Below are 12,491 nucleotides of genomic sequence, written 5' to 3' on the forward strand. Positions count from 1 at the left end.
AGTCTGTCATTAAATACTCTATTTTTAAAACAATGGAAAGAGATTAAAGTTTCTACCTGTGCAATATCGAAGATAAAAAATTATTGAACACCTGACGCTCATGTAATCGATATCAGTTAATTAATCACCGTCATGTGTTCCCCCATTCAGACAGGAGAATAAATAATGAAAATTGCAATTATTGGCGCCAGCGGTAAAGCCGGACAAAAAATCATGGCAGAAGCCCTGAGCAGAAAACATCAGGTTACTGCCATTGTTCGTAATGCGGGCAAAATAAGTGATAAATCAGTCGCAGTACTGGAAAAAGATATTTTTGATCTGACCGCCGCCGATTTAAACCCTTTTGACGCAGTCGTTGATGCATTCAATGCTTCACCCGGCCATGAAGACCTGCACCAAAGCTCGCTGGTTCATCTGAGAAAAATTCTCTCTGATAATCCAAATACCCGGTTATTAGTGGTTGGTGGTGCCAGCAGTTTATATCTTGATGAACAGCTAACCCAGCGCCTTATTGATTCCCCGGACTTTCCTGACGCATACAAGGCAACCGCCAGCAACATGGGAGACGCATTTCGGGAGTTGAAAAAAGCAAACGACATCAACTGGACCTATATAAGCCCATCAGCCATGTTTGTAGCCGATGGCAAACGTACTGGCAGTTACAATACCGGTAACGATCGCTTAATGGTGAATAGTGCCGGAGAAAGTACCATCAGCTATGCGGACTATGCCATTGCAATGCTGGATGAGATTGAACAAGGTAAGCATATTCGTCAACGTTTTACCGTCGTCGAAAAATAAAAACCATAGTCGGATATGACCGATTCTCTGATGAGCCGATAGTCAATTGCTATCGGCTCACTTTCACCACAGTTTGTCATCACGTTAATTTATTGGTTAAAAAATAATTATTATAAAAATAAGCTAAAACTTAGCGTCTAATATCGAAAAATGAGTTTCCTATAACGTATTCCCCTTCTGTATAAAAGCAAAACCAAGCAAACCTCGGCTCTCCTGTTAAAGAAATAAAAAACAAACACATAAACATCATTGACACTGACGTCATAACCCGCTATTTCTTAAAGCCTACTTGTGTATCCTGTACACAAGCCAGAAGAGGCGCGTCGTTCAGGTAAAGTGTTTGAGGATCCGGAATCCAGTGACAACACTCCAGGGGATACGACGCCGAGGCAGCACTCAAACCGGGCAAGAGAGCTGTCGACCACAAGGGCTGAATCCCTTGGGTTGTCACCAATGTTACCCGCAGACATATTGCGGGAATAAGGGTCTTTGACGTGGAATTATCGTGCAGGTAGTTTCAGCACAATCACAGAAGACTCTGGCAAGGTGGGGCGCTTCTGGGTGTATCGTAGTGTTTCCCTCCTACGTCTGCTCCCTGTTTACCGCGCTTCCTTTGTGCCAAGGCTGATGAATTTAAGGGCTATTGATTAGCTCCACCTGACACGAGGAATTATTGAGTTATGTCTAATATTGTTGTTGCTAAATTTGGTGGTACCAGCGTCGCTGACAGCGCCGCAATGAATAACTCTGCCAATGTTGTACTATCAAATCCTGAAGTAAAAGTGGTGGTCTTATCAGCATCGGCCGGTGTAACTAACCTGTTGGTTGCGCTGGCTGAAGGCTGCAATCCGGACCTTCGTACAGAAAAGATTGAGCAAATTCGCCACATCCAATATCAAATTCTTAACACCCTGCCCGACTCAGAAGTCGTGCGTGAAGAAATCGATCGCATGCTGGAAAATATCACAACGCTTTCTGAAGCGGCCAGTTTGGCAACCTCCGCTGCATTAACCGATGAACTGGTTAGTCACGGTGAGCTGATGTCTACTCTGCTGTTTGTTGAACTGCTCAGAAGCAGAAACGTCAATGCCGAGTGGTTTGATGTACGTAACATAATGAAAACCAACGATCGTTTCGGTAAAGCCGAGCCTGACGTTCAGACGCTGTGTGCTTTAAGTGAGCAGCACCTACAACCGCGTCTGGCAAATGCTCTGGTCATCACTCAAGGCTTTATTGGCAGTGAATCTCGCGGGCGTACCACCACATTAGGGCGTGGTGGTAGTGATTATACCGCTGCACTGTTGGGTGAAGCGCTAAATGCTAAGCGCGTTGATATCTGGACGGATGTTCCCGGTATTTATACTACCGACCCTCGGGTGGTTCCTAATGCCAAGCGCATTGATGAAATTGGCTTTGAAGAAGCGGCAGAGATGGCCACCTTCGGCGCAAAAATTCTGCATCCTGCCACCCTGATCCCTGCCGTACGCAGAGATATTCCCGTTTTTGTGGGATCCAGTAAAGATGTGAGTGCCGGCGGTACTCTGGTATGCAATAAAACCAGCCAACCACCGCTGTTCCGGGCGTTAGCACTACGCCGCAAACAAACTCTACTAACGTTGCACAGTCTCAATATGCTGCACGCTCGTGGCTTCCTGGCAGAAATATTTAATATTCTGGCAAGTCACAATATCTCTGTAGATTTAATCACTACGTCTGAAGTCAGTATCGCTCTGACGTTGGATACTGCCGGCTCATCCACTTGTGGCACCAGCCTTCTCACCAGCGCATTGTTAACTGAGCTATCAGCGCTGTGTCGGGTAGAAGTTGAAGAGAATCTGGCGTTAGTTGCCCTGATCGGTAACGAGCTGGCAAAAGCCCGTGGCGTAGGAAAAGAGGTCTTTGGCGTACTGGAACCGTTTAATATCCGAATGATTTCTTATGGAGCCAGTAGTCATAACCTGTGCCTTCTGGTACCCGGAGAAGATGCAGAACATGTGGTTAAAACACTCCACCATAACCTGTTTGAGTAACGTTATGTGATGGTCCATTTCATCAATAATGTGCAGCTTCGGTTGCACATTATCTTTTGTAAATAACCCTCTTCTTCGTTATTTATTTGAATATTGTTTCTTTGCTATAAACACAACACAACACAACACAACACAACACAACACAACACAACACAACACAACAATATCAACATGCTGATAATACGTTGACCATCACATGCACTAATTAAAAAGGAAGTTTTCATCAATGTTAGCCAAGGTTACTCGCTTATTCCCTTTATGGGCTCTGCTATTGTCTGTTACCGCTTACTACACGCCGACAACATTTACCGGAATTGCCCCTTATATCAGCTATCTGTTAATGCTAATTATGTTCGCGATGGGAGTCACGCTTAAAGTCAGCGATTTCAAACGTATCTTTACTCGCCCTATGCCAGTTATTGCCTGTACCTTATTGCATTATCTGATTATGCCCCTGGCAGCCTGGATTCTGGCAAAAGCGTTTAGCATGCCGGCTGACCTGGCTGCAGGTATGATTCTGGTTGGTAGCGTGGCAAGTGGAACGGCATCAAATGTGATGATTTATCTTGCCAGAGGTGATGTGGCGCTTTCGGTTACCATTTCGTCGGTATCGACGCTGGTCGGTGTGTTTGCCACGCCACTGTTAACTTATTTGTATGTGGATGCTTCAATTAATGTTGATGTATTAGGCATGCTTCGTTCAATTCTACAAATTGTTATCATTCCTATCGGAGCGGGCTTGCTTATCCATCATACATTCACCAATCTCGTTAAGCGCGTTGAGCCATTTTTGCCAGCGCTGTCGATGATCTGTATTTTGGCGATTATCAGTGCAGTAGTGGCTAACAGTCAGAGCCATATTGCTTCAGTCGGCTTTGTCGTAGCTATTGCTGTCGTTCTACATAATGCAATTGGTTTACTGGGTGGCTATTGGGGTGGAAGACTGTGTGGATTCGATGAGTCCACCTGCCGTACATTAGCTATTGAAGTTGGTATGCAAAACTCCGGCCTGGCAGCAACATTAGGGGCGCAATACTTCTCTGCGGTTGCCGCTCTGCCGGGAGCGCTATTCTCCGTATGGCACAATCTGTCAGGTTCTCTGTTAGCGGGATATTGGCAAGGCAAGCCAACTAAAGATAACGTTAAAGAATAACTATCAATCATCGTTTATAAAAAGAGAGGCTCCAGCCTCTCTTTTTTATTGCCTATAATAATAAATATTTTATTTGGAATTATTTAATAAAATATTATTACGCGACGTAATAAATAAAATACTATTCTATTTATACATCAATCTTTCTGACAGTTTCTTTTATTTTCTTAATTTCAGCGTTTGGACATTGACTTCTCTGATGCAGAGTAGGGATAGCTTGTGAAGGAAAATACCTCTTCTCCGGTAAATTGGTTACCGTTGATTATTATCGTTATTTGTGCCGCTATTCTCTGGCACATCACCCCACCTGAAGGCTTAAGCCTGCCCGCATGGCATTCCGCCATTGTTTTTGTGGCAACCATTGCCTGTATTGTGGCTAAAGTCCTGCCAATTGGTGCCGTTGGGTTAATTGGTATTACTGTTTTTGCTCTGACTTATGCTTCAGGTGCTACCACCGCTGTTGAATCTATTACAACAGCACTGAGTGATTTAAACAGTTCTTTAATCTGGCTGATTGTTGTCGCCTTTATGATTGCCAGAGGTTTTATTAAAACCGGATTGGGAAGACGTATCGCATTACAAATGATCCGCCTGTTGGGCAAAAGAACATTGGGTCTGGCTTATGGGTTAGCCGTGGCTGACCTGATACTTTCTCCGGCAATGCCAAGCAATACCGCACGATGCGGCGGGGTTATCTACCCTATCGCAGACTCGCTGGCCCGTAGCTTTAATTCCAACCCGGAAGATCAGTCACGCAATAAGATCGGTACATTTCTGATTACCTGCATTGGTAATGTTAATGACGTAACCGCGGCCATGTTTATGACTGCTTATACCGGTAACCTTCTGGCGGTAAAACTGGCAGCCAATGCGGATGTTCACTTAACCTGGGGTAGCTGGTTTGTTGCAGCAATCGTCCCTTGTCTGGCTTCGCTGATCATTGTTCCATTATTGGTTTACTGGCTGACCAAACCTGAAATTAAACATACGCCGGATGCACCAATTCTCGCCAGAACTGAACTGGAGAAAATGGGAAAAATGAGCCGCAGTGAATGGATTATGACCGCCACTGTCGTGCTGTTGCTAATTTTGTGGATTTTTGGCGATAAGTTAGGTGTTGACCCGACAGCAGCTTCTTTTGTTGGTCTCTCATTCTTACTGTTAACCGGGGTTCTCACTTGGGAAGATGTAAAAAGTGAAAAAGGTGCCTGGGATACCCTGATCTGGTTTGCTGCGCTATTAATGATGGCTAACCAATTGAAGAAACTGGGCTTTACTACCTGGTTTGGTAATCTTATTGGTGAACACATCGGCGCCGCTATGGGAGATAGCAGTTGGATTTTAATTCTGTTGCTACTTAATGCCGCCTATTTTTACACTCACTATTTCTTCGCCAGTGGAAATGCTCAAATCGCTGCGTTATATGCCGTTTTCCTTGGTGTTGGTATTAATCTGCATATTCCTGCCCTACCTATGGCACTGATGCTGGCTTTTACCAGTAGTTTGTATTGCTCTCTGACTCAATACTCTCACGCCCGTGGTCCAATTCTGTTTGGTGCCGGATATGTTCCTACCGGAACCTGGTGGCGAGTTGGTTTTGTGGTCAGTATTGTCAATCAGGCCATCTTCCTGGTGCTGGGTTTAATCTGGTGGAAAGCGTTAGGATTGTATTAATACTTTCAGAAGCTAACATCACAAAAGGCCATCTAGATAATATATGGCCTTTATTATTTATACTGAGCCAGCCTTTCTTTTCTCCAGTACATCAAAAATCAACATACCTGCAACCATCGCTGCAGTAAAAATTAGACCTTTTCCCATTCCAGCACCAAATAATACCAGCCCGGGACCAGGACAAATACCGGCAATACCCCAGCCAATCCCAAACAGGGCACTGCCACCAATCAGACGTTTATCTATAGCTCGTAAAGCAGGCCACTGGATACGTTCGCCTAAAATTGATTGCTGCCAATGTTTCATATAACCGAAAGCCAATAACCCAACAACAATAGCACTTCCCATTACCAGAGCTAATGAAGGATCCCAATCTCGGGTAATATCCAAAAATGATAAAACCTTAACTGGATTGACCATACCGGAAACAATAATCCCTAAACCAAACATCAAACCACTGAGAAAGGCAAAAAATAGTTTCATGTGGTTCAGCTCCCCTGTAATGGATTTAATAATAAAACCGTTATTACACCGGTAACCATAAATGTCAGGGTAGCCATCAAAGAACGAAATGAGAGACGGGATAATCCACAAACACCATGACCGCTAGTACAGCCAGAAGCATAACGAGTGCCTATTCCCACCAAAAGACCAGCAATAATCAGAGCAGGCCACTCTGATACAATTTGAATATCCGGTAAAGGCAGCAGCAAAGTATAAACCAGCGATGAAACAACCATGCCCAACAAAAAAGCACTACGCCAGCCAAAACCTTCGCGCTGACCTTTAATCACATTGGCCAGAATGCCGCTGATTCCGGCAATTCTTCCATTAAAAATAATCAGCAATGCGGCAGCAACACCAATCAAAATGCCGCCCGCTAACGCTGTAAATGGAGTGAATGCAGCCCAGGCAATGCTCATCAAATTTTCGCTCCACTCGCCGGACAATAAAGTTGATATAGCATATTCAGCAACGCTAATACCTTCTCATCACGGATGGAATAAAAAATTCGCTTTCCCTCTCTGCGAGTACTCACTAACTCTTCGGTTCTCAATACAGTGAGTTGTTGAGATAACGTCGGCTGACGAATATCCAGACATTGCTCCAGCTCACTAACTGAAAGTTCCCCCTGACTGAGCTGGCAGAGTATTAACAGACGATCTTCATTTGCTAAAGCACGCAAAAGAGCCGCAACATCACCCGCTGCGGCTCTCATCAAAGAAATATCAGATAGAAAATTATTTTGACTCATCAGGCATCTCAATTTACCAATTAATATTATATCTAATAATATAATGATTAAAATATAAACTAAGGTACTCCTTAAAGCAAGAAAATCCTAGTCGGCATCATATCCCAGATTTGGGGCTAACCAGCGCTCCACCTCTGTTATACTCAAATTCTTACGCGCTGCATAATCTTCGACCTGATCGCGCTGAATTTGAGCTACGGCAAAATACTTACTTTCCGGATGGCTGAAATACCAACCAGACACCGATGCACCAGGCCACATGGCATAAGATTCTGTCAGCTTCATGCCGATCTTATCTTCAACATTCAGTAATTGCCAGATAGCTGCTTTTTCCGTATGCTCCGGGCAAGCTGCATAGCCGGGCGCAGGGCGAATACCTTGATAATTCTCCCTGATTAACTCTTCATTAGTCAGGCTTTCACTTTCCGCATAGCCCCAGATTTCTTTACGTACTTGCTCATGCAAATATTCAGCAAACCCTTCAGCTAAACGGTCTGCCAGAGCTTTAATCATGATCTTGTTATAATCATCATGCACCGCTTCATAAGCATCGGCCAACGTATCTTCTTCCAGACCGCCTGTTACTGCAAATGCACCCAAATAATCCGCTTTTCCACTCCGTTTTGGTGCGACAAAGTCAGCCAGGCAATAGTTAGGAAAATCTGTTTTTTCAGTCTGTTGGCGCAAATGGTGACTAACATTAATAACCTGCTGGCGGGTTTCATCAGCATAAATCTCTACATCATCACCAACCCGATTTGCCGGAAAAATGCCCATAATCCCTTTTGGCGTTAGCGAACGATTTTGAGAGAGTTTATCCAACAGTTCGTTGGCATCATTAAACAGACGTTTTGCTTCTTCTCCGACAATCTCATCTTCCAGAATTCGTGGATATTTTCCCGCCAGCGACCAGGTCATAAAGAACGGCGTCCAGTCGATATAATTTCTTAAGGTTTCAATAGAAGCCTCTACCTGCCGAATGCCCAAATGTTTAGCTACCGGAGGGGTGTAATTATCCCAATCGCACTCCCAGCCGTTATCTCTGGCGGCCTGTAAGCTAACAGGTGCAGTTCTTGGCTTTTTACGCGCATGCTGAATTCTGACTGTTTCATACTCTTTACGGGTACGTTCAACAAAGCTATCCCGCTGCATATTGGAGAGCAGGGCTGAACAGACACCCACGCTACGGGAGGCATTTTGTACATAGACCGTTGGGCCACTGTAGTTTTGCTCGATTTTAACCGCCGTATGGGCTTTTGAAGTGGTTGCTCCACCAATCAACAGTGGCAGAGAGAATCCCTGACGCTCCATCTCTTTAGCCACATTAACCATCTCATCCAGAGAAGGAGTTATCAGACCGGACAGACCAATAATATCTACCTTCTCTTCCCGAGCAGTTTTTAAAATCTTCTCGGTTGGAACCATAACGCCTAAATCGATAATTTCGTAGTTATTACATTGCAACACCACACCAACAATGTTTTTACCGATGTCGTGAACATCCCCTTTCACTGTCGCCAGTAAGATTTTGCCGGCAGCAGAGCCCTTTTGTTTACTGGCCTCAATATAAGGTTCCAGATACGCGACGGCCTGCTTCATAACCCGGGCTGATTTCACTACCTGCGGTAAAAACATTTTACCTTCACCAAACAGATCGCCGACGATGTTCATTCCTCCCATCAGCGGCCCTTCTATCACTTCTAGTGGTAAATCAACCTGTTGACGGGCTTCTTCCGTATCTATTTCAATAAACTCGGTGATACCTTTAACCAATGCATATTCTAGTCGTTTCGTCACTGGCCAACTGCGCCACTCCGCCTGCTGTTTATCTGCTTCGGCATCTCCGGCACTACCGCGATATTTTTCTGCCAATGTCAGTAAACGTTCAGTACCATCGGTTCGACGGTTAAGAATGACATCTTCTACTGCATCCTTTAACTCCGCCGGTAAATCATCATAAATGGCCAATTGCCCCGCATTCACAATCCCCATATCCATGCCGTTTTTGATGGCATGATAAAGAAACACCGCATGAATCGCTTCGCGAACCGGATCATTACCCCGAAAGGAGAAAGAAACGTTAGAAACACCACCCGAAATCAAAGCATGTGGTAGCTCAGCCTTAATGTCACCACAGGCCTGAATAAAATCCACCGCGTAGTTATTATGTTCTTCAATGCCGGTGGCAACGGCAAAAATGTTCGGGTCAAAGATAATATCTTCTGCCGGAAAACCCACTATTTCAGTTAAAATGCGGTACGCCCGGCGGCATATCTCAATCTTTCGGGCACGAGTATCGGCCTGCCCATCTTCATCAAATGCCATGACAACCATAGCGGCACCATAACGACGAACCAGACGGGCCTGTTGAATAAACTTTTCTTCCCCTTCTTTCATTGAGATCGAGTTAACAATACCCTTCCCCTGAATACATTTCAGACCCTTCTCAATGACCTCCCACTTAGAGGAGTCAATCATAATAGGAACCCGGGCGATATCCGGTTCACCGGCAATCAGATTAAGGAAGCGCACCATTGCCGCCTCAGCATCTAACATGCCTTCATCCATATTGATATCAATAATCTGAGCGCCGCTTTCCACCTGCTGAAGAGCGACCTCTAATGCTTCGTTATATTTTTCTTCTTTAATAAGCCGTTTAAAGCGGGCTGAACCCGTTACGTTGGTACGTTCACCCACGTTTACAAACAGAGTATTTGCATCAATTGCCAGTGGCTCCAAGCCGGATAAACGGCAAGCCACCGGAATCTCTGGTAATGAGCGAGGCGGTATTGTCTCCAGAACCTTACTAATGGCAGCAATATGAGCCGGAGTCGTTCCACAGCACCCTCCGACAATATTAACAAACCCTGATTTAGCCCATTCTTCGATCTGAATCGCCATATCTTCAGGACCGAGATCATATTCACCGAATGCGTTAGGCAAGCCAGCATTGGGATGAACTGAAACAAAATACTCGGAGATTCGTGAAAGCTCAGCAACATACTGACGTAGCTCATCCGGTCCCAATGCACAGTTTAGGCCAAAAGAGAGTGGTCTGACGTGACGTAATGAATTGTAGAAGGCTTCTGTAGTCTGGCCTGATAATGTGCGACCAGAGGCATCGGTAATCGTCCCGGATATCATTACCGGCAACTCAACGCCCAGCTCTTCAAAAATATCTTCTACCGCAAAAATAGCGGCTTTAGCATTCAGAGTATCAAAAATCGTCTCTATCATAATGATATCGACACCACCCTGAATTAACGCTCTGGTTGATTCTCTGTAGGCTTCGACTAATTGATCAAAAGTGACATTACGAAAAGCGGGATCGTTCACATTTGGTGATATAGAAGCGGTACGGTTGGTTGGCCCTAAGATACCAGCGACATAACGTGGTTTATCCGGTGTTTTCGCCGTCCATTCATCAGCACATAGCCTGGCTAAGCGAGCGCCTTCATAGTTAATCTCCGCAGATAGCGATTCCATATGGTAATCGGCCATCGCAATAGATGTGGCATTGAAGGTATTGGTTTCAAGTATGTCGGCACCGGCTTCAAGATAGGCATGATGAATCGCAGTGATCACGTCTGGTTTGCTTAATACCAACAGATCGTTATTGCCTTTAAGGTCACTTTTCCAGTCAGAAAAACGTGCGCCACGATAGTCTTCCTCACCCAGCTTATAGCTTTGGATCATGGTTCCCATTCCGCCGTCCAGAACCAGAATTCGTTTAGTAAGCTGCTGATGTAGTTGTTCTGTCTTGGTCATCACATTGATCTCATTAATAAAGCGTTATACCAGTCTGGTGGCATCAATTTTAAATCATATAGTTATAGGCTGAATTTGCCTGATATGCACAGATTATAAAAAACTAATCCAGTGTAGGATTCATCTGACGCAAATCGAATGGTGTTCTCTGATAGACAAAATAATTCAACCAGTTATTAAACAACAGGTAGCCATGGCTTCTCCAGGATGCCACCGGCGCCCGGTCAGGGTTGTCTTCAGGGAAATAGTTCTCAGGAACTGTAGGATCCAGTCCGGCATCACGATCGCGAAAATATTCGGCAGACAACGTTCCTGCATCATATTCAGGGTGGCCGGTTGCAAACGCAAAGCGACGATCTTTACTGGCAAACAGATAAGCGCCGGTTTGCTCCGATTCGGCATAGATCTCCAAATCGGTTTGCTGACGGATAACGTCTGACGGAAAACTGGCATAGCGAGAATGTGGAGCTAAGAAGCGATCGTCAAAACCGCGTGCCAACGGAGCAAGTGGTGCCACTACGTTATGCCAATAGACGCCTGACAGCTTCTCGCTCATGGTGAGTTTAGGAATATTATAAAGAATATTTAATGCCGCCTGTACAGCCCAACAAACAAACAGTGTAGACGTTACATGAGCCTTAGCCCAGTTGATTATCTTCTCTATCTGAGCCCAGTAAGCAACATCCTTGAACTCAACCAGTCCCAGCGGGGCTCCGGTAACAATTAGCCCGTCAAAGTTCTGATCCTGAATATCTTCAAAGTTGCAGTAGAAATTATTCAGATGCTCAGTTGGGGTATTTTTCGACTCATGACAATCAATTCTTAATAGCTGAATATCCAATTGTAATGGAGAGTTAGATAACAGACGCAAAAACTGGTTTTCAGTTTCAATCTTCTTTGGCATCAAATTGAGGATAAGAATTTTAAGTGGACGAATATCCTGATGGCTGGCGCGAGTAGACGTCATGACAAAGACATTCTCCTCACGTAAAACATTAACGGCGGGTAATTCATCAGGTATACGAATTGGCATTGCTTTATCCTCAAATATCCATTTATACGTTTATACATTTAGACTTCTATACTGCTAAAGATAGCGTCTTTTTAATATCATGTCGAGAGGATAAAAAATATTTGGTTATATAAAAATCATCATGCAGAAACTAGATGTGAAATAAAAAGCTATTTATTACAGATGGATGGGGATCTTAGAGATAAAAACCAGACTTGTTATACCCAAATGGAATGCTTGAAATGAAAAAATCTTAATGAGTGGATTGATTAAAAAATATGAGCAAATAGTTTTACACCTGCGCATAACAAGAACCCCACAGTTTTCACTGAAGGGGTTCTTCATTATTAGTGTCTAAAAATTATAGATATGCATAAAGCAAAAAACCTAGTCTTTCAGCGGAGATGGTTTTTCCTGATTAGAACCTGACAAATTGGCTTGAGCGGATATTCCGGCCGTAACCGGTATGTGCTGATATCACTAACGTGCCCGGCCGACAGGGCTAATCTCTGATTATTTCGCAATCTGCATAAAGCAAAAAACCCCCAGCTTACGCTGAGGGTTTCTCTTAATTAAAGCCTGGCAGTTCCCTACTCTCGCATGGGGAAGCCCCACACTACCATCGGCGCTACGGCGTTTCACTTCTGAGTTCGGCATGGGGTCAGGTGGGACCACCGCGCTGTCGCCGCCAGGCATATTCTGTACATGAACCGTTGTATGTCAATATCACTATCCACACAACCATCCATTTCAATCCTGAACATTCGCTGAAATTCGACTTCTCTCTCTCAATCTCAT

9 protein-coding genes, 1 rRNA gene and 1 riboswitch are annotated in these 12,491 nt (G+C 44.5%); of the genes, 4 read left to right on the forward strand and 6 right to left on the reverse strand.

Annotated elements, in window-relative coordinates; translation table 11 throughout:
- Window positions 1-165 precede the first annotated feature (165 nt).
- From EKN56_RS16655 to EKN56_RS16670, 4 genes are all read left to right on the forward strand, one after another.
- Window positions 166-801, forward strand: a complete 636-nt coding sequence (locus EKN56_RS16655; RefSeq protein WP_130592824.1) for an NAD(P)-dependent oxidoreductase — start codon at window positions 166-168, stop codon at window positions 799-801.
- A gap of 305 nt (window positions 802-1,106) precedes the next feature.
- A riboswitch (Lysine riboswitch) is annotated at window positions 1,107-1,366 on the forward strand.
- A 115-nt stretch (window positions 1,367-1,481) separates the two neighbouring features.
- On the forward strand, window positions 1,482-2,831 hold the full coding sequence (gene lysC, locus EKN56_RS16660) for a lysine-sensitive aspartokinase 3 (protein ID WP_130592825.1): 1,350 nt from the start codon (window positions 1,482-1,484) through the stop codon (window positions 2,829-2,831).
- 226 nt (window positions 2,832-3,057) lie between these two features.
- Window positions 3,058-3,984, forward strand: a complete 927-nt coding sequence (panS, locus tag EKN56_RS16665) for a ketopantoate/pantoate/pantothenate transporter PanS (RefSeq protein WP_130592827.1) — start codon at window positions 3,058-3,060, stop codon at window positions 3,982-3,984.
- Window positions 3,985-4,203: 219 nt separating this feature from the next.
- Window positions 4,204-5,658, forward strand: coding sequence for a DASS family sodium-coupled anion symporter (locus EKN56_RS16670; RefSeq protein WP_130592829.1), 1,455 nt, complete (start codon window positions 4,204-4,206; stop codon window positions 5,656-5,658).
- 57 nt (window positions 5,659-5,715) lie between these two features.
- Here the strand turns inward: EKN56_RS16670 and EKN56_RS16675 are convergent, their stop codons facing one another.
- The 6 genes from EKN56_RS16675 to rrf all read right to left on the reverse strand — a co-directional run bounded on the left by EKN56_RS16675 (window position 5,716) and on the right by rrf (window position 12,386).
- On the reverse strand, window positions 5,716-6,141 hold the full coding sequence (locus EKN56_RS16675) for a DUF6691 family protein (protein WP_130592831.1): 426 nt from the start codon (window positions 6,139-6,141) through the stop codon (window positions 5,716-5,718).
- Between the two features lie 5 nt (window positions 6,142-6,146).
- Window positions 6,147-6,581, reverse strand: coding sequence for a YeeE/YedE family protein (locus tag EKN56_RS16680; protein ID WP_221931554.1), 435 nt, complete (start codon window positions 6,579-6,581; stop codon window positions 6,147-6,149).
- On the reverse strand, window positions 6,581-6,877 hold the full coding sequence (locus EKN56_RS16685; protein WP_407656562.1) for a metalloregulator ArsR/SmtB family transcription factor: 297 nt from the start codon (window positions 6,875-6,877) through the stop codon (window positions 6,581-6,583). The genes EKN56_RS16680 and EKN56_RS16685 overlap by 1 nt, the downstream gene beginning before the upstream one ends.
- A 123-nt stretch (window positions 6,878-7,000) precedes the next feature.
- Window positions 7,001-10,681, reverse strand: a complete 3,681-nt coding sequence (gene metH / locus EKN56_RS16690; protein WP_130592837.1) for a methionine synthase — start codon at window positions 10,679-10,681, stop codon at window positions 7,001-7,003.
- A 103-nt stretch (window positions 10,682-10,784) separates the two neighbouring features.
- On the reverse strand, window positions 10,785-11,714 hold the full coding sequence (metA, locus tag EKN56_RS16695; protein WP_130592838.1) for a homoserine O-acetyltransferase MetA: 930 nt from the start codon (window positions 11,712-11,714) through the stop codon (window positions 10,785-10,787).
- Between the two features lie 556 nt (window positions 11,715-12,270).
- A 5S ribosomal RNA gene (rrf, locus tag EKN56_RS16700) occupies window positions 12,271-12,386 on the reverse strand.
- Window positions 12,387-12,491 lie beyond the last annotated feature (105 nt).

This window comes from Limnobaculum zhutongyuii (assembly GCF_004295645.1).
Taxonomy (GTDB): domain Bacteria; phylum Pseudomonadota; class Gammaproteobacteria; order Enterobacterales; family Enterobacteriaceae; genus Limnobaculum; species Limnobaculum zhutongyuii.

What these genes read in the sequence shown, in the direction of transcription:
- EKN56_RS16655 (WP_130592824.1), top strand. Translation starts at nt 166, where the DNA reads ATGAAAATTGCAATTATTGGCGCCAGCGGTAAAGCCGGACAAAAAATC.
- lysC (WP_130592825.1), top strand. Translation starts at nt 1,482, where the DNA reads ATGTCTAATATTGTTGTTGCTAAATTTGGTGGTACCAGCGTCGCTGAC.
- panS (WP_130592827.1), top strand. Translation starts at nt 3,058, where the DNA reads ATGTTAGCCAAGGTTACTCGCTTATTCCCTTTATGGGCTCTGCTATTG.
- EKN56_RS16675 (WP_130592831.1), bottom strand. Translation starts at nt 6,141, where the DNA reads ATGAAACTATTTTTTGCCTTTCTCAGTGGTTTGATGTTTGGTTTAGGG.
- EKN56_RS16680 (WP_221931554.1), bottom strand. Translation starts at nt 6,581, where the DNA reads ATGAGCATTGCCTGGGCTGCATTCACTCCATTTACAGCGTTAGCGGGC.
- EKN56_RS16685 (WP_407656562.1), bottom strand. Translation starts at nt 6,877, where the DNA reads ATGAGAGCCGCAGCGGGTGATGTTGCGGCTCTTTTGCGTGCTTTAGCA.
- metH (WP_130592837.1), bottom strand. Translation starts at nt 10,681, where the DNA reads ATGACCAAGACAGAACAACTACATCAGCAGCTTACTAAACGAATTCTG.
- metA (WP_130592838.1), bottom strand. Translation starts at nt 11,714, where the DNA reads ATGCCAATTCGTATACCTGATGAATTACCCGCCGTTAATGTTTTACGT.